Here is a 17,070-nt window from a genome sequence, read left to right as displayed (position 1 = left end):
TCCTTAGAGGTGCAGAGATGCCAGCCGTAATATTTCGTTTTGCGAGGTCTCTTTGGTATTCACGATGCCCGCCACCAAACCATTGCTCATCACCAGGATGCGATCGGTAATACCCAACAGCTCCGGCATTTCGGAAGAGATAATAATGATCCCCTTACCTTTCTTCGCCAGCTCGGTCATTAACTGATAAATTTCAAACTTTGCGCCGACGTCGATACCGCGCGTCGGTTCATCGAGCATCAGTATTTCCGGCTGGGTCAACAGCCAGCGGCCGATAATCACCTTTTGCTGATTGCCGCCGGACAGCGAACCGATGGTGGTGCGCTGGCCCGGCGTTTTTACCCGCATGGCGTCGATAACCCATTGGGTATCGCTTTTCATGCGCGAGTTATCCAACAGGCCGATCTTATTTTTGTAATGGCGAATATTGGCGATCAGGGAATTAAAACCGATATCCAGATAGGCATATATACCGGTTGAGCGACGCTCTTCCGTCACCAGCGCGAAGCCATTATTAATCGCTTCGTTGGCGCTATGATTCTTGATCGGTTTGCCGCGCAGTTTTATCGTGCCGGTTACTTTTTCGCGAATGCCGAACAGCGTTTCCACGATATCGGTGCGTCTGGCGCCGACCAGCCCGGCGATACCGAGGATTTCGCCCTGATGCAGATCGAACGACACGTCGCGGATCGACGGCTGGCGCAGCGACGTCAGGTTTTTCACCTGCAGGATCACCTCGCCCGGCGCATTCTGCCGGTCCGGGAAACGCTGGCTGAGCGAACGCCCCACCATCATGGCGATGATCTTATCCATATCCAGCCCGGCCAGCGGCTGAGTGGCGATCCATTGGCCGTCGCGCAGAATGGTAATCTCATCGCACAGCTGGAAAATTTCCTCCATCTTATGCGAAATATAAACAATGCCGCAGCCGCGCTGTTTTAATTTACGAATAATGGTGAACAGATGGTTCACTTCTTTTTCGGTTAATGACGATGTGGGCTCGTCCATAATAACGATTTGCGCGTTATAGGAAAAAGCCCGGGCGATTTCGATCATCTGCATCTGCGACACCGACAGCGAGCCGACTTTATCGCGCGGATCGATATCAATATCCAGTTCATCGAATATGGCGCGGGTGTCCTGATACATTTTGTCCTGATCGACAAACAGGCCTTTGGTCGGATAGCGGCCGAGCCACATATTGTCCATCACGGTGCGCTGTAATACCAGGTTCAACTCCTGATGCACCATGGAAACGCCGTGTTCCAGCGCTTCCTTCGCGCTTTTAAATTCCACATCCTGGCCGAGAAAAACAATACTGCCGGAATCTTTTTTATAAATGCCAAATAAACATTTTAATAATGTTGATTTACCCGCGCCGTTCTCCCCCATTAAGGCATGAATCGAATGGGGGCGAACGCGCAGATTAACATCAATCAACGCTTTAACGCCGGGGAATGACTTATTAATATTGGTCATTTCCAGCAAATACTCACGCGCGTTATCGGCCATAGCTGCACCTGGCTGTGTTGGTTCCGGGGCCGCCAGGCGGCGAAAGCGTTAGCCCGCGCCGCCTGAAGCCCATTGGGTAGCATAAATAGTCTGACGTTTGCCGTTACCATTCCGGCGGCGCGAACTGCGCTCATTCGCTCCGGACGCGTCCGAAAACGTATCGGGCTGATTTCAGGTCTTATTTAACGAACTGCGACAGATTGTCTTTATCCACGCCGATATAGGGGATGCGCACCACTTTATTGGAGATGGTGTAAGTCAGCCCTTCGGTCACCGCTTTGCCGTTCGCCAGATTCTTCGCCAGCCCGAAGGTGGCTTTGGCCTGGTTTTCAGCATCGTTCAGCACCGTACCGGCCATTGCGCCGGATTTCACCATCGCCAGCGCCTCAGGCAGCGCGTCGACGCCGAACACCGGAATACTGGCCTTGTTATGCGCCTTCAGCGCCTCTACCGCCCCCATCGCCATCGCGTCGTTGTTGGCGATCACCACTTCGATCTTGCCGGCGTTCGGCCCGGACAGCCAGGCGTCCATTTTGTCTTTCGCCTGCGCGGTATCCCACATCGCGGTATCCAGCTGCAGCTGCTGCGTTTTGATGCCCGAATCATTCAGGGTACGGATGACGTAGGTGGTGCGCGCTTCGGCGTCGGGATGGCCCGGTTCGCCCTTCAGCAGCACAAACTGAATCTGACCGTCTTTGTTCAGGTCCCAGGCCGGGCTGGCGTGCCAGTGTTTAGCGATTAACTGCCCCTGAATCACGCCGGATTCTTTCGAATCGGTACCGACATACCAGACCTTGTCGTAGCTATCCATCGCCTGACGGGAAGGCTCCTTGTTGTAAAACACAATCGGCACTTCGTTGGCGCGCGCCTTATCGATGACCACCGGCGCCGCCGCCGGATCGACCAGGTTGATCGCCAGCGCCTTCACGCCTTTGGCGATCAGCACATCGATCTGGTCGTTCTGTTTGGACTGATCATTCTGCGAGTCATTCATCAGCAGCGTAACATCCGGGGACGCTTTGGCGTCCTGTTCGATCGCCTTGCGCACCACCGACATAAAATTATCGTCGTATTTATAGACCGTGACGCCAATTCGGGTCTCGGCCTGGGCGGACACGCCAGACAGCATGCAGGCGGCCAGCGCGGCCAGGGTGAAAACCTTTTTATTCATTGTATTTCTCCGATGTGTAGGGTCGTTCCCGCTATGATGAAGCCAGCCGTCGACAAAGCGGCAGTCAACGACATAGCCCGTTCATCCCTGACGTAACCTCGTTTCGTATCATGCTGCGTCAGCGTAAACTTCCGGCCGGCTGGCCCGTCGTGGTGGCCGATGGCCGCCTGGCGCCGGAAATGACCTGAGCATAGAGGGTGCGATGTTAACATTCTGTGAATATTCTCACAGTTTGAAAACGGTTACATGGAATCAAATCGTCAGAGAGTGACGGACGCCTCATTTTGCCAGGGCGCCACCGAATGACGGCGCACCAGCGTCGGCATAAACAGATGACTGGCGTGCGGCTCCAGCAGGCCAGCCGCGCCTTTCAACGCCAGTTCGGTAGCGAGCGTCGCCATAGAAACAATCGGATAACGGACCGTGGTCAGGCCGGGGCTGGCGTAGCGAGCGATGGGAATATCGTCGAACCCCACCAGGGAGAACTGCTGCGGCAGGCTGATAGCGTTTTCTTTCAGCACCGCGATGGCGCCGACGGCCATCGCGTCATTGTAGGCGAATACCGCGCTCAGATTGAGGTTGCGGCTCAATAGCTCCACCATCGCCGCCTCGCCGCCCTGCAGACTCGGCGCGCCGTAAGCGCGCCAGCCGTCGACCGGCGTGATGCCTTCCTCAGCCAGCGCCTGCAGGTAGCCCCGCTGCCGCTGTTGCTCATCTTCGATGGCGTGGCTGGAGCCGAGATAGCCGATGCGCCGGTGGCCGTGCGCCAGCAGCAGGCGCATCGCCATGTGCGCGCCGCTGAGGTTATCCAGCCCGACGCAGCGATGCTGGTAGCCAGGAATGATTCGATTAATCAGCACCATGCCCGGCACCTGATCGAGAAACGCCGCCAGCTCGTCGTCGCCGAGCGCTTTAGCGTGCACAATCAGGGCATTGCAGCGCTGGCGGATCAGCACCTCAATGGCGTGCCGCTCTTTATCCGCCTGGTGATAGCTGTTGCCGATTAACAGGTACTTATGGCGGCGCTGCGCCACGTTGTCGACCGCTTTGACCAGCGCGCCGAAGAAGGGATCGGAAACGTCCATCACCACCACGCCCAGCGTATCGCTGCTCTGGGTCGCCAGCGCCTGGGCATTGGCGTTAGGCCGGTAGCCCAAATCCGCCGCCGCCTGCAGCACCAGCTCGCGCGTCGCCGGACGGGCAATAGCGCTGTCGTTCAGCACCCGGGAAACGGTTGCCACGGAAACACCCGCGCGCTTTGCCACATCGCGGATGGTAATCGGGGGAACAGGGGCCATATAACACATCCTGCTGCGGGCTGGTAAGTCGTGTTGCTATCCTACCCGCTTCCCCCGGCGCGCTGCGTGAATTGCGTCACAGGAAAGAAAACGTTTACATCCATTTGCTTAACATCCGCCGCCGCGCGCTACTCCTTGAGCTTCGGGTCGAGGGCGTCGCGCAGACCGTCGCCCAGCAGGTTGAAAGCCAGCACGGTAAGGAAGATCGCCAGGCTGGGGAACAACGCCACGTGCGGCGCGATCACCATATCCGAGCGCGCCTCGTTGAGCATCGCGCCCCACTCCGGCGTCGGCGGCTGCGCGCCCAGCCCCAGAAAGGACAGGCTGGCGGCGGTAATGATCGACATCCCGATACGCATCGAAAAGTAGACCACGATGGAAGAAATGGTGCCCGGCAGAATATGACGAATGATGATGGTCCGGTCCGGCGCGCCGATGCTGCGCGCCGCCTCGATAAAGGTCTGGTGCTTGAGCACCAGCGTATTGCCGCGCACCAGACGGGCGAACGCCGGAACGCTGAAGATCGCCACCGCGATAATCACATTGGCCATACCGCTGCCCATAATCGCCACCACGGCGATCGCCAGCAGAATGCCGGGAAAAGCGAACAGCACATCGCAGACGCGCATGATCAGACGATCCCACCAGCCCTCATAATAGCCGGCCAGCAGACCCAGCGCGGTGCCGATCAGCATGCCGGCCAGCACCGACAAAATGCCGGAGGCGAGAGAAATGCGCGCGCCCAGCACAATACGGCTGAAAATGTCCCGTCCCAGCGAATCCACGCCGAGCCAGTGCACCAGCGACGGCCCCTCGTTGAGCCGCTCATAGTCGAAATAATTTTCCGCGTCGTACGGCACCAGCCACGGCGCCAGCAGCGCCAGCAGGCACAGCAGTAGCACAAAGCCGCCGGCCAGCAGCGCCACGCGCTGCCGGCGAAAACGACGCCAGAATTCGCGCCACGGCGTGCGGATGTGTTCCTGACGCACGACCGGTAGCGCCGCCAGGCTGGCTTCACGTCGCCAGTTTTTCATGCTCTTCCCTTACCTGTAACGGATGGCGGGATTAATCGCGGCGTACAGCATATCCACCAGCAGGTTAATCAGAATAAATTCGAGGGAAAACAGCAGTACTTCGGCCTGAATCACCGGATAATCACGCATTTCCACCGAATCGACCAGTAGCCGTCCCAGCCCTGGCCAGTTAAACACTTTTTCCACGACTATCGATCCGCCGAGCAGAAAACCGAACTGCAGTCCCATCATGGTGACGACCGGGATCATGGCGTTGCGCAGCCCGTGTTTGACCACAACCAGCGATTCGCGCACCCCTTTAGCGCGCGCGGTGCGCATATAGTCTTCCTGCATCACTTCCACGAACGACGCGCGGGTAAAGCGGGCCATCACCGCCGCCACCGCGGCGCCGAGGGTGATGGACGGTAAAATATAGTGCTGCCAGCTGCCGGCGCCGACCGTCGGCAGCCAGCCCAGTTCGACCGAAAAAACCTGCAGCAGCAGCATGCCGAGCGCGAAGGAGGGAAAGGAGATGCCGGACACCGCCAGCGTCATGCCCAACCGATCCGGCCAGCCATTGCGCCAGACCGCCGACACCACGCCGATCGCCATGCCGAACAGCACCGACCAGGCCATGCTGCTGAGCGTCAGCCACAGCGTCGGCAAAAAGCGAACGGCGATCTCTTCCGTCACCGGTCGTTTCGAGACGATCGAGATGCCGAAATCGCCGTGCAGCACGCGGACGAAGAAAGAAAAAAATTGCTGCCACAGCGGCTTATCCAGCCCCAGATCCTGACGAATCATTGCGATCACGGCGGCGTCCGCCTCGCGTCCCGCCGCCAGCCGGGCCGGATCGCCGGGCAGCAGATGAACGAACAAAAACACCAGCGCCATCACGATGAACAGCGTCGGAATCAGCCCCAGCAGTCGTTTAATAAAATAGCTCAGCATCAGTCTGCATCCATTCGCATAGACGTTTCTCCCTTGCGCTTCATCTTGATTTTGCCGGCCAGAGCCGGAGTGACATTGTCACTCCGGCCCGTCACGGCATCGATTTACTGCAGATCGGCATCTTCAAAACTAAACAGCGTATCCGGCATCACGTAGAAACCGTTCAGATTGCTGCTTTGCGCGGAAACCAGCTGTTCGGTGACCAGAAAGGCCCAGGGCGCGTCGGCCCAGATCTTATCCTGCGCGTCCTTATACAGCTTCTGTTTTTCTTCGCGGTTGGTGGTTTTGAGCGCGTTGCCCAGATCCGCATCGACCGCCGGATTGCTATAGAAGGCGGTATTGAACTGCGCCGGCGGCCACGCCGGGGTGGAGAACAACGGCGACAGCGCCCAGTCGGCCTCGCCGGTGGATGCCGACCAGCCGGTATAGAACATCCGCACGCCGGTCTCTTTCACGCCCTTGCCTTCCACCTCGGCCGCGCGCTGCCCGGCGTCCATAGCGGTGACCTGCGCTTTGATGCCCACCTGCGCCAGCTGCTGCTGGGTAAACTGCAGCACCTTCTGCGCCGTACTGTGGTTATGCGACGACCACAACGTGGTAGTGAAACCGTTCGGATAACCGGCCTCCTTTAGCAGTTCGCGGGCTTTGGCCGGATCGTAAGGCCACGGCTGGTATTTCACCGCATAATCGATGCTCTGCGGCAGCGGGCCTTCCGACGGCACCGCATAGCCGGAGAACGCGACTTTGATCAGCGCGTCTTTGTTAATCGCATAGTTGATCGCCTGGCGCACCCGCACGTCGTCGAACGGTTTCTGCGTCACGTTAAAGCTGATGTAGCGGTGCAGGATCGACGGCGAAACCACCAGCTTCAGCTTGTCGTTCTTCTCCAGCAGCTTCGCCTGTTCGAACGGAATGGGGAACGCAAAGTTCGCTTCGCCGGTCTGCAGCATCGCCGCGCGAGTGTTGTTATCCACCACCGGCCGCCAGGTAATGCTGTCCAGCTTCGGCAGCCCCTGTTTCCAGTAGCCGCTGAATTTTTCCACCTTGACGTAATCGGTCTGGTTCCAGGTGACGAAGCGATATGGCCCGGTGCCGACCGGATGGAAGCCGATCTCCTTGCCGTACTGCTTTAACGCCGCCGGCGAGATCATGACCGCCGCCGGGTGCGCCAGATTATTGACGAAGGCGGAGAACGGCGCTTTGAGGGTCACCTTTACCGTGAGCGGATCGACCACTTCGGTTTTTTCGATCGATCGGAACAGATTATAGCGCTTCAGCCGGTTTTCCGGATTGCTGGCGCGATCGAGGTTGACCTTCACCGCGTCGGCGTTGAAATCCGTGCCGTCGTGGAACTTCACCCCCTGATGCAGCTTAATGGTATACACCCGACCGTCGGCGCTCACCTGATAACCGTCGGCCAGTACGTTCACCAGCTTCATGTCCTTATCAAAACCGAACAGGCCCTGATAGAACGACTTCGCCACCGTCTGCGACAGCGAGTCGTTGGCGTCGTAGGGATCCAGACTGGTAAAGTTTGACGCTACCGCGACAACGACATCTTTGGCGGCCCAGGCCGGCGCCGCGCTTGTGGCGGCGGCGATGGCGACGGCCAGCAGCAGGCGGCGGCCAATAATAGGATGGGTCATGCTACGTTCTCCTTGTTATTCCCTGTCACCAGGCGCCAGCGATAGAGTGACGCGCGACAAAATGTCGATCGCCGACCCGCACTAAAGGCGCAATGGCAGGTTCATCGCCCAGCGCCCGGATAGGGCTGGGAATTTCGTCAACCAATAAAACCTGTTCACGATGGCGGCGCTGCGGATCGGCCACCGGCACCGCCGCCATCAGCTTGCGGGTATAGGGATGCTGCGGGTTTTCAAACACCGCGCGGCGCGGCCCGATCTCGACGATCTGCCCCAAATACATCACCGCCACCCGATGGCTGATCCGTTCAACCACCGCCATATCGTGGGAAATAAACAAAAACGCCACGCCGGTGTCGCGCTGCAGATCCAGCAGCAGATTCACAATCTGCGCCTGGATGGATACGTCCAGCGCCGACACCGCCTCATCCGCCACCACCACCTTCGGGTTCATGGCCAGCGCGCGGGCGATGCAGATACGCTGCCGCTGCCCGCCGGAAAACTCATGCGGATAGCGCTTCGCGTGCAGAGGCGACAGCCCGACCCGCTCCAGCAGATACGCCACGCGTTTTTCCGCCTGGCGGCGATCGGCCGCGCCGTGCACCAGCAGCGGCTCCATGATGGAGAAGCCGATGGTTAAGCGCGGATCGAGCGACGCGTACGGATCCTGAAAAATAAACTGAATATCGCGTCGCAGATGCTGCAGCGCCGCGCCCTGCAGGGCGCTGATTTTCTGACCGTTGAATATGATACTGCCGCTCTGGCTCTCCACCAGCCTGAGCAGCGCGCGACCGGTAGTCGATTTGCCGCAGCCCGATTCGCCCACCAGCGCCAGCGTCTCGCCGGGATACAGATCGAAACTGACCTTTTCCACCGCGTGCACCTGACGCGTCACCCGATTGAGCAGCCCGCTGCGCACCGGAAAACGGGTCACCAGATCGCTGACCTGCAGCACCGGCGACGCCTGCGGCGGCACGGTATCCTGCGGCGCGGCCGCCACCTGCGCATGCGGATTATCCGGATCGAGCAACGGAAATTTGGCCGGGAAATCCAGTTCGCGCATCGCCCCCAGCTTCGGCACCGCCGCCAGCAGCGCCCGGGTATAGGCATGCTGCGGGGCAAGAAATATCTGCGCCGAACCGCCGCTCTCCACGCCTTCGCCGCGGTACATCACCTGCACGCGGTCGGCCACCTCGGCCACCACGCCCATGTCATGGGTGATAAACAGCACGGCCATATTCATTTCCCGCTGCAGCACGCGGATCAGCTGTAAAATCTGCGCCTGAATGGTCACATCCAGCGCGGTGGTCGGCTCATCGGCGATCAACAGCGCCGGCCGGCAGGACAGCGCCATGGCGATCATCACCCGTTGCCGCATGCCGCCGGACAACTGGTGCGGATAGCGATCGAACACCCGTCTCGCCTCCGGGATGCGCACCTGCTCCAGCATATGCAGCGCCTCGCGCCGCGCGCCGCGCCGATCCTTGCCCTGGTGCAAACGGAACGCCTCGGCGATTTGTTCGCCGACGGGAAACACCGGGTTGAGCGAAGTCATCGGCTCCTGAAAGATCATCGCCATATCGGCGCCGCGCAGCTTGCGCATCTGCGCGGGCGCCGCACGCGCCAGATCGAGCACCTGACCATTACGCCGGCGAAACACCATCTCGCCCTGGCCGATGGTGCCGCCGCCCTGTTCCACCAGCCGCATTAACGCCAGCGAGGTCACCGATTTACCGGAGCCGGATTCGCCGACGATCGCCAGCGTCTCGCCGCGATTAACGCTGAACCCCAGTTGCCGCACCGCCTCGACCCGTTCGCCGTTGCGCTGAAACCAGACGCTCAGATCGCGTACGGCCAGAACCTGCGGCTCAGGCAGCCGCAGGGCGGATGGCGGGGATATAAGCGGGCTGGTTAATGTCTGATTTGTCAACGGCGTTTCTCCGGCTGCGGCATGGGCCGGCGACGCCGAACGCGATCACCCGCCCATCGTTGCGCCGCGCCGCACGCGCGGCCGTTCCCGCGCGGCTGCGCCGCGCTATCGATCACTATAGCCGGTTTATCCATTCTCATCCGTTACCCGTAGTAAATGGCGGGATCTGCTGACTGACGCAACATTTCCGACGCGGGACCGACGTACGCCCGGCAGCGGATTTTCCCTGTTATTTCTGACTATATTTAGCATAGCCCGGTATGTAAAGCAGAAAGTTAGCCGCTTCGTCGGCAGAAAATACTGTTATAACTTTTTGTTAATAAACATAATCTAAAGGAATATAGTCAGCCAGAGGAATAACCTATGGCTGGCCGTCGCCAGCCCGTTCGCATTCTCCCGCCAGGCGATCTCTGCCATAATAGCCGTACTCGCCGTTGGCTTTTATCCCGCCGCCGCCCAACGCGACGGCCCCCGATTGAATATGGAGTTCAGATGGACGGTTGTTTCACCTCCGATTTACTTTCTCTTGAACAGGCGCTGGACAAAATGCTGTCGCAGGTCAGTCCGCCTGTCGCCAGCGAGCAGGTAGAACTGGCGCAGGCCGCCGGGCGGATTAGCGCCGCGGATATCACCTCGCCGCTCGACGTACCGTCTTTCGATAACTCTGCGATGGACGGTTATGCCGTACGGCTGGCCGATCTGGCCGACGGCCGGCCGCTGCCGGTCGCGGGCAAATCCTTCGCCGGCGCGCCGTTCAACGGCCGCTGGCCGGCGCACAGTTGCGTGCGCATTATGACCGGCGCCGCGCTGCCCGCCGGCGCCGACGCGGTGATCATGCAGGAGCAGGCCGAGGTAAGCGAACGCGGCGTTCGCTTCAGCCAGCCGGCGACGCCGGGGCAGAATATACGCCGCGTCGGAGAAGATATCGTCCGGGGCGCCGTCGTGCTGCCGCGCGGCGCAAAGCTCGGCGTGGCGCAACTGCCGCTGCTGGCTTCTCTGGGCATCGCCCGCGTCTCGGCGTTCCGCCGCCTGAAGGTCGCGCTGCTCTCCACCGGCGATGAACTGCAGCCGGTCGGCCAGCCGCTGCTGGCCGGGCATATTTACGATACCAATCGCTTCGCCGTTCGGCTGATGCTGGAACAACTCGGCTGCGAGACGATTGATCTGGGCATCGTGCGCGACGATCCGCAAGCGCTGCTGACGGTATTTCGCGAGGCGGACGCCCAGGCCGATCTGGTGATTAGCAGCGGCGGCGTCTCGGTCGGCGAAGCCGACTACACCAAAGACGTGCTGCAGGAAGTGGGCGACATCAGCTTCTGGAAACTGGCGATCAAGCCCGGAAAACCCTTCGCTTTCGGCCGCCTGCCGCACGCCTGGTTCTGCGGTCTGCCCGGCAACCCGGTATCGGCCGCGCTCACCTTTTATCAGTTGGTGCAGCCGCTGCTGGCCAAACTGTCCGGCCACAGCCAGTGGCGGCTGCCGGCCCGCCTGAAGGTAAAAACCGCCGACGCGCTGAAAAAGACGCCGGGACGGCTCGATTTCCAGCGCGGTATTCTGCGCGTCGACCACCAGGGAGAGGCGCAGGTGCACAGCACCGGCAACCAGGGGTCGCACGTTTTCAGCTCGTTCAGCCTCGCGAATTGCTTCATTGTTCTGGAGCGCGAACGCGGCGCGGTCGCCGCCGGCGAATGGGTTGAGGTAGAACCGTTCAACACGCTGCTGGGACAATAATCATGTCATCTGAACTGACCGACGCCGAAATGCTGCGCTACAACCGGCAAATCGTGCTGCGCGGCTTCGATTTCGACGGGCAGGAAAAACTGAAGGGCGCGCGCGTGCTGGTGGTCGGGCTGGGCGGACTGGGCTGCGCGGCGACGCAGTATCTGGCCGCCGCCGGCATCGGCCATCTGACGCTGGTGGATTTTGATAGCGTCGCCCTGTCCAATTTGCAGCGCCAGATACTGCATCGCGACGATCGTATCGGCATGGATAAGGTGGCATCGGCGCGCATTGCGCTGACGCAGCTGAATCCGCATGTCTCTATCGCCACGCTGGCCGTCGACCTGGATGACGACGCCCTGCTGGCGCAGGTGGCGACGCACGACGCGGTGCTCGATTGCACCGATAACGTCGCCACCCGCGATCGGCTCAACCGCGCCTGCTTTCAGTTGAAAACCCCGCTGATATCCGGCGCGGCGATCCGTATGGAAGGCCAGCTGTGCGTCTTTACCTGGCAACCCGATGAACCCTGCTATCACTGTCTGAGCCGTCTGTTCGGCGACGACGCGCTCACCTGCGTGGAGTCGGGCGTGATGGCGCCGCTGACCGGCACCATCGGCACGCTGCAGGCGCTGGAAACCATTAAGCTGCTGAGCGGCTTCGGGCGCGTCATGACCGGCCGACTGCTGATGTTTGACGCCATGACGTTGCAGTTTCGCGAACTGAAGCTGACGCGCAACCCCGCCTGTGAGGTATGCGGCCAATAGCGCCGGCGGCTCGCGCGCCATTTCGACCGGGCGGCTTGCCCGCCTGTTTTTTTTGACGCGCCGCGCCGACGGCCGTCGCCAGCCTGCTAATATTAATCAGACTGCGGCGCTCGGCCGCTCAGCCACTGACTGCGGCGGCTATTTATAACGTTGTCGCCATGGGTTAGTCACAATTTGTCTATCAATCAATCATTACGCCGGTTGAAGCGGCCCGCTATCGGTGCCACAGTAACCGACAGGCATCGTTGCCACTTTCTGAAAGGAACTTCCTATGAGCAATAATTTTTTGCAGGCGATCAAAGCGCGTCGTTCCATCTATGCCATCGGCAGCCAGTTGCCGATTGCGGAAGATCGCGTTGCGGCATTAATCACCGAGGCGGTTAAAAACAGTCCGTCCGCCTTCAATTCTCAAAGCTCGCGCGTAGTTATCCTGTTTGGCGCACAGCACCACAAACTGTGGGATATCACGAAGGAAACGCTGAAGAAAATCGTGCCGGCCGAAGCGTTCGGCGCGACGGAGAAGAAACTGGCGTCCTTCGCCGCCGGAGCAGGCACCGCGCTGTTCTTTGAAGACACCGAAGTGGTTGCCGGGCTGCAAAAAAAATTCGCCGCTTACGCGGACAACTTCCCCGTCTGGTCCGAACATTCGACCGGCATTGCGCAGTTCGCCGTCTGGACCGCGCTGGCGCAGGAAAAAATCGGCGCGTCTCTGCAGCATTACAACCCGCTGATCGACGATGAAGTGAAAAAACAGTGGGATCTGCCCGCCAGTTGGAAACTGCGGGCGGAGCTGGTGTTCGGCTCGATCGAACAGCCGGCCGGCGAAAAAACCTTTATTGACGATGCACAGCGTTTCCGCGTGTTTAAATAAGGCGTCAAACCCGCGCAGCCGGTAAGGCTTGCGCGGGCAATCATCAAAGGCTCTCGTTGTCTGGCCGGCGCCGCATGGCCCTGACGCGGAGTCGTTCCCCTCCTTGCCGCGCCGCCAGACTATCGGCAACGCGCACCGGTCCACGGATCAGTCGACCATAATGCCGCCGACCTCCTGCGGCATGCCTTTAAACAGCCGCAGGGCCAGATCCAGCACCATCTTTTCCTTGTCATTATCCGCATAGCCGCGCTGCTCGGCTAAATAACCGACGATCGCGTCCTTGCTGACGTCCTGGCCATTGTGGTTTAGTTTCAGCACCGCATCGCCGACCCTGGTTGCCGCCGCGTCATAGGCGGCCATGGTAAATTCGATATCCAGTTCCATATATCCCCTCCGACCGATTGAATACCCCATAAAGCGTAGCGGGACATGGCGACAATTGCACAATAGCCGCGCGGAAATCCGTTTTGTCCGCACCGCGCGCCGGCCGCTGCGTTTTACAGCCGGCGATTTTGGCGTTATAACAGGCCCGGTTTAACTATTCAGGTAACACGCCCGTCATGTCCGCCACTCTTGATGCCCTGTTCGCTCGCCTTGCGCGCTCCGCCTTTCGTCAGAAATTTCATCTGGGGGAAAAGGAGTATGTCTATTATCTTGCCCGCGGAGAGGAAACGATACGAAAGCATGCCGCCGACTTTATCGCTCAGCGCCTGGCGCAGGCTGAACCGCGCAATGACGGCAAACAGACGCCGATGCGCGGCCACCCGGTATTTATCGCCCAGCACGCCACGGCCACCTGCTGTCGCGGCTGTCTGCAAAAATGGCATAACATCCAGGCGCACCAACCGCTCACGCCGGAGCAGCAGCGCTATATCCTTGAGGTCATCGCGTACTGGATAACGCGCGAGATCGCCCGGCGTAAGGAACCCGGCGCCGGACGCTGATGCGCCGCAAGAACAAAAAACCACCGACCCGGTTCTATCGCGCCGTATGCCGCTATGCCATTCCTGCGCGCATTTCGCCTCCCCGCCAGCCGGCTGACGCGCAACATTGCGCCGCGCCGGTGAAGCGTCGCTCAGCAGCGTAATTTTCTGGCAATTCTTTTTTTTGTAACAGATTACGCTAACGCTTAACTTTCACTTGAATTTATTTTATGATTTAAGCCATGGAATCTTAGATGATTAAAAAGTTTCCCTGGTGTTTGTCGATTTTCGACCTCTCCAATTTTACGGGATTGGAGATTTTTTTGCCTCATTACTTCGCAGGCTAATAATCAGCGTAACAAATAAAAGACTATAAATATCATTTATTTATATAAAAAACGAAAAACCAACAGCAATATCCCGTCGGATTTCCTCCTGCCTGTAGGTAATATTCCTGGTGACAGACCGTCCTTGCCCGTCGCCACAAATACTTAAATTTATCTAAATATACGCGTGACCAATTTTGGTTAAGGGACAACACGTTACCGTTTTAAACGACCCAACGCGCTGGCCCTTTATGGACGAGGATCGCCGATGTAGCTCGTCACGCGGCAGGGGCGAGACAACCTTCGTCGGGAGCGGCCCTGAATGCCGCCGCCGGCCCGACAAACGCCGTCGTCACCGTCGGCCATCCCCGGACCGACCTGAAAAAGATAAATTATCCCTTTTAAGGTTATCTTAATCTTAGCCGGGTAGCATCGGTCCGTAGAGAACAGAGAGTCGTCAGCCTGATGGCCGGAAAATGCGGATAATGAGCGAGATGCTGCAATACCTGGAAAATATCAACCTGTACATGTTCAGTATGATGAATGCGACGCACGGCAGCAGTCCGCTGATGATTTCAGCCGGCAAAATAATCGCCGTCTATTTCATCGATATTTTTCCGCTGGTTATGGCGCTAAACCTGTTTAGCCGCGAGCGGGAAAATGGACGCACCGCGTATCTGGCGACGCTGGCCGGCGGGCTGGCTCTGCTGGTGGATGCCGCAATCCGCTCACTCTGGTATCACCCGCGGCCTTTTGCCGCCGGCACCGGCTATACGTGGCTGCATCATGCGGCCAATGCGTCTTTCCCCAGCAACCATATGACATTTGCCGCTACCGTCGCCGCAGCGTTTTTATTCGCCAGACGCACCCGCCGGCAGGGTATCTTTCTGCTGGGCATCAGCCTGCTTATTGCGTGGTCCAGGATATATACCGGCGTGCATTTCCCCCTGGATATGGCGGGCTCCGTGGTGGTTGCGCTGGGCGTGCTGACGATAACTTACCGCTGCCGGGGCCCGCTGGTCAGGCCCTGGCTTTATCTTGCCGGCGCCATGAGCGCGTTTACCGAACAGAGAGCAGCCGGACGCGCTAAGCGGCGATGCCCACCTGCGCGCGTCGCCAGACTACGGCGCCGCCGCAAAGCGGCAAATCACGTTAAGCCCCGGACCATCGGTGCGATTGAGCAGCGACAGCCGGCCATGATGCAGTTGAATAACACGACTGACAATGCTGAGACCCAGACCAAAGCCATGATGGCGACGGTCAATTCGCCTGAACGGCCGCATAACCACCTCGGCCATCGCGTCGTCGATGCCCGGCCCCTGGTCGCTGACGATTAGCTGGTTCTCAAGGCGATCGTGAATCAGAGAAACAACGATCGTCGTTCGTTCCGGGCTATAGCGCGAGGCGTTTTCTATCAAATTACGCAATAACAGGCGCAGCAATATGGCATTGCCGTTAATACTGAATGTCGCTGCGGGAAATTTTATTTTTTGCTGACGTAAAGAAACCAGTTCGTTCATTTCGTCTGCCAGCGGTTCAACAATATCCCGCAGCAGATCGATGGAATACTGCTTGCCCTGTAATAATGACTGACTGGCGCGCGACAGCATTAATAACTGCTCGATTGTCAGCGTGAGCTGCTCAATTCTGACAATCAGCGCATCGATACCGTCGATGCCCTGCTCTTTTAAAATTTCAAGGTGTAAACGAATACCCGCCAGCGGCGTTCTTAATTCGTGAGCGACATCCGCGGTAAAAAGCCGCTCCTGATTAAGCGATTCATTGAGCCGGAGTAATAAATTATTGACGGATACGGTAATGTCGTGAACCTCGGATGAAGAAGCGTCGAGAGTAATTTCACTCAAATTGTCGCTGGAACGCCGCGCTATTTTTTTCTGTAGAACCGACAACGGTCTGATAATGGCGCTAATGGTAATAAAAGACAGCGTTATCGTCACGCCCAGCATAATAATCGAAGGCAGAAGGAGCGAGGCAATGGCTTCATCCACTTCGTTATTGACATGCAGCGTGCGGCTTTTTTCCGACAGCGTTTCATCTACCAGCAAATCAATTTGCTCACGACTTTCGTGCCACAGCCACAACACGCTAAGCAACTGACAGCAGAACAGGATGACGGAGAGCAATATAATAAGCCGGTTGCGCATGCTGCCCATTATTTTTTTCATAGCGATTTATCCAGTCGATAGCCGATACCGCGCACCGTTTTGATGCGGTCTTTACCGATTTTTCGCCGTAAGTTATGCATGTGCACTTCGAGCACGTTGCCGCTGGGATCGTTATTAAAACTGTAGAGATCGTTTTGCAGAATATCGCGATGCACCGTGCTATTGGCTTTCATCATCAGGCGACTTAACAGGGAAAACTCCTTTGGCGTGACATCGATCAGCCGATTATTCAGAAACGCCTGCTTCGCGTTCAGATCGAGCGTCAAATCATCCACATGGATCTTATTTTCGCTATACCCATGATGGCGGCGAATCAACGCCCGCACGCGCGCCTTCAGCTCAGGGAGCGCAAAGGGCTTGATCAGATAGTCATCGGCGCCGGCGTCCAGACCGGCGACGCGATCGTCCAGCGCATCGCGCGCGGTCAGCACCAGCACCGGCGTCTCTCTGCCGGCCGCGCGCCACTTTTTCAACAAGGCGCCGCCATCCATATCCGGCAGGCCGAGATCGAGAATAATCAGGCTATAGATGCCGACCTGCGCCATCGCGTCGGCGTTGCTGGCGCAGGCCGCGCAATCGGTACTGTAGCCTTCCCGCTGCAGGGCTTTTTCCAGCCCCGATTGTAATAACTCGTCATCCTCAACGATCAATATTTTCATTATCGATTTACACCAACGTATTTTCCCTTCGACCCGATAAACAATAAGGAGTTCAGCGATTAACGGTACGCAGATTGTCCACTCAACGGAAAAATAAATAA

General features: G+C 58.5%; 14 protein-coding genes and 1 pseudogene. 5 read left to right on the top strand and 10 right to left on the bottom strand.

Going from position 1 to position 17,070, the window contains the following annotated elements:
* Positions 1-3: 3 nt before the first annotated feature.
* The 7 genes from mglA to gsiA all read right to left on the bottom strand — a co-directional run bounded on the left by mglA (position 4) and on the right by gsiA (position 9,518).
* Positions 4-1,512: a galactose/methyl galactoside ABC transporter ATP-binding protein MglA gene (gene mglA / locus FJU30_RS10115; protein ID WP_150434838.1), complete on the bottom strand. Its 1,509-nt coding sequence runs from the start codon at positions 1,510-1,512 to the stop codon at positions 4-6.
* A 178-nt stretch (positions 1,513-1,690) separates the two neighbouring features.
* On the bottom strand, positions 1,691-2,683 hold the full coding sequence (gene mglB / locus FJU30_RS10110; protein ID WP_150434837.1) for a galactose/glucose ABC transporter substrate-binding protein MglB: 993 nt from the start codon (positions 2,681-2,683) through the stop codon (positions 1,691-1,693).
* A 260-nt stretch (positions 2,684-2,943) separates the two neighbouring features.
* Positions 2,944-3,981 (bottom strand): HTH-type transcriptional regulator GalS, encoded by a 1,038-nt coding sequence (galS, locus tag FJU30_RS10105; protein ID WP_150434836.1) that lies wholly within the window; start codon positions 3,979-3,981, stop codon positions 2,944-2,946.
* 128 nt (positions 3,982-4,109) lie between these two features.
* Complete coding sequence (gene gsiD / locus FJU30_RS10100) at positions 4,110-5,015, bottom strand: glutathione ABC transporter permease GsiD (RefSeq protein ID WP_150434835.1); 906 nt, start codon at positions 5,013-5,015, stop codon at positions 4,110-4,112.
* A 9-nt stretch (positions 5,016-5,024) separates the two neighbouring features.
* Positions 5,025-5,945 (bottom strand): glutathione ABC transporter permease GsiC, encoded by a 921-nt coding sequence (gsiC, locus tag FJU30_RS10095; protein ID WP_150434834.1) that lies wholly within the window; start codon positions 5,943-5,945, stop codon positions 5,025-5,027.
* A gap of 104 nt (positions 5,946-6,049) precedes the next feature.
* Positions 6,050-7,591 carry a glutathione ABC transporter substrate-binding protein GsiB gene (gsiB, locus tag FJU30_RS10090; RefSeq protein ID WP_150434833.1) on the bottom strand — a complete coding sequence of 514 codons (1,542 nt, stop codon included), beginning with the start codon at positions 7,589-7,591 and terminating at the stop codon, positions 6,050-6,052.
* A gap of 25 nt (positions 7,592-7,616) precedes the next feature.
* On the bottom strand, positions 7,617-9,518 hold the full coding sequence (gsiA, locus tag FJU30_RS10085; RefSeq protein WP_395858533.1) for a glutathione ABC transporter ATP-binding protein GsiA: 1,902 nt from the start codon (positions 9,516-9,518) through the stop codon (positions 7,617-7,619).
* 492 nt (positions 9,519-10,010) lie between these two features.
* On the opposite strand from gsiA, the gene moeA reads away from it, so the two are divergent.
* The 3 genes from moeA to FJU30_RS10070 all read left to right on the top strand — a co-directional run bounded on the left by moeA (position 10,011) and on the right by FJU30_RS10070 (position 12,875).
* Positions 10,011-11,249, top strand: a complete 1,239-nt coding sequence (gene moeA / locus FJU30_RS10080) for a molybdopterin molybdotransferase MoeA (protein WP_150434832.1) — start codon at positions 10,011-10,013, stop codon at positions 11,247-11,249.
* A gap of 2 nt (positions 11,250-11,251) precedes the next feature.
* Positions 11,252-12,004 carry a molybdopterin-synthase adenylyltransferase MoeB gene (gene moeB / locus FJU30_RS10075; protein ID WP_150434831.1) on the top strand — a complete coding sequence of 251 codons (753 nt, stop codon included), beginning with the start codon at positions 11,252-11,254 and terminating at the stop codon, positions 12,002-12,004.
* Positions 12,005-12,275: 271 nt separating this feature from the next.
* Positions 12,276-12,875 carry a nitroreductase family protein gene (locus FJU30_RS10070; RefSeq protein ID WP_150434830.1) on the top strand — a complete coding sequence of 200 codons (600 nt, stop codon included), beginning with the start codon at positions 12,276-12,278 and terminating at the stop codon, positions 12,873-12,875.
* Positions 12,876-13,022: 147 nt separating this feature from the next.
* Here the strand turns inward: FJU30_RS10070 and FJU30_RS10065 are convergent, their stop codons facing one another.
* Positions 13,023-13,259 (bottom strand): hypothetical protein, encoded by a 237-nt coding sequence (locus tag FJU30_RS10065; RefSeq protein ID WP_150434829.1) that lies wholly within the window; start codon positions 13,257-13,259, stop codon positions 13,023-13,025.
* 176 nt (positions 13,260-13,435) lie between these two features.
* Between FJU30_RS10065 and FJU30_RS10060 the strand changes: the two genes are divergently transcribed.
* Both FJU30_RS10060 and FJU30_RS27145 read left to right on the top strand, forming a co-directional pair.
* Complete coding sequence (locus FJU30_RS10060) at positions 13,436-13,819, top strand: DUF4186 domain-containing protein (RefSeq protein WP_150434828.1); 384 nt, start codon at positions 13,436-13,438, stop codon at positions 13,817-13,819.
* Positions 13,820-14,600: 781 nt separating this feature from the next.
* Positions 14,601-15,125: pseudogene (locus tag FJU30_RS27145) on the top strand (phosphatase PAP2 family protein); the annotation flags it as partial.
* Positions 15,126-15,245: 120 nt separating this feature from the next.
* On the opposite strand, the gene pmrB reads toward FJU30_RS27145, so the two are convergent.
* Together pmrB and pmrA are read right to left on the bottom strand one after the other, a co-directional pair.
* Complete coding sequence (gene pmrB / locus FJU30_RS10050; RefSeq protein WP_150435025.1) at positions 15,246-16,298, bottom strand: two-component system sensor histidine kinase PmrB; 1,053 nt, start codon at positions 16,296-16,298, stop codon at positions 15,246-15,248.
* Positions 16,299-16,306: 8 nt separating this feature from the next.
* Positions 16,307-16,969 carry a two-component system response regulator PmrA gene (gene pmrA / locus FJU30_RS10045; protein WP_150434826.1) on the bottom strand — a complete coding sequence of 221 codons (663 nt, stop codon included), beginning with the start codon at positions 16,967-16,969 and terminating at the stop codon, positions 16,307-16,309.
* Positions 16,970-17,070 lie beyond the last annotated feature (101 nt).

It is taken from the genome of Affinibrenneria salicis (genome assembly GCF_008710095.1).
The sequence above is the reverse complement of the archived record's forward strand: the minus strand, read 5'-3'. Positions and strand labels throughout refer to the sequence as shown.

What these genes read in the sequence shown, in the direction of transcription:
- mglA (WP_150434838.1), bottom strand. Translation starts at nt 1,512, where the DNA reads ATGGCCGATAACGCGCGTGAGTATTTGCTGGAAATGACCAATATTAAT.
- mglB (WP_150434837.1), bottom strand. Translation starts at nt 2,683, where the DNA reads ATGAATAAAAAGGTTTTCACCCTGGCCGCGCTGGCCGCCTGCATGCTG.
- galS (WP_150434836.1), bottom strand. Translation starts at nt 3,981, where the DNA reads ATGGCCCCTGTTCCCCCGATTACCATCCGCGATGTGGCAAAGCGCGCG.
- gsiD (WP_150434835.1), bottom strand. Translation starts at nt 5,015, where the DNA reads ATGAAAAACTGGCGACGTGAAGCCAGCCTGGCGGCGCTACCGGTCGTG.
- gsiC (WP_150434834.1), bottom strand. Translation starts at nt 5,945, where the DNA reads ATGCTGAGCTATTTTATTAAACGACTGCTGGGGCTGATTCCGACGCTG.
- gsiB (WP_150434833.1), bottom strand. Translation starts at nt 7,591, where the DNA reads ATGACCCATCCTATTATTGGCCGCCGCCTGCTGCTGGCCGTCGCCATC.
- moeA (WP_150434832.1), top strand. Translation starts at nt 10,011, where the DNA reads ATGGACGGTTGTTTCACCTCCGATTTACTTTCTCTTGAACAGGCGCTG.
- moeB (WP_150434831.1), top strand. Translation starts at nt 11,252, where the DNA reads ATGTCATCTGAACTGACCGACGCCGAAATGCTGCGCTACAACCGGCAA.
- FJU30_RS10070 (WP_150434830.1), top strand. Translation starts at nt 12,276, where the DNA reads ATGAGCAATAATTTTTTGCAGGCGATCAAAGCGCGTCGTTCCATCTAT.
- FJU30_RS10065 (WP_150434829.1), bottom strand. Translation starts at nt 13,259, where the DNA reads ATGGAACTGGATATCGAATTTACCATGGCCGCCTATGACGCGGCGGCA.
- FJU30_RS10060 (WP_150434828.1), top strand. Translation starts at nt 13,436, where the DNA reads ATGTCCGCCACTCTTGATGCCCTGTTCGCTCGCCTTGCGCGCTCCGCC.
- pmrB (WP_150435025.1), bottom strand. Translation starts at nt 16,298, where the DNA reads ATGGGCAGCATGCGCAACCGGCTTATTATATTGCTCTCCGTCATCCTG.
- pmrA (WP_150434826.1), bottom strand. Translation starts at nt 16,969, where the DNA reads ATGAAAATATTGATCGTTGAGGATGACGAGTTATTACAATCGGGGCTG.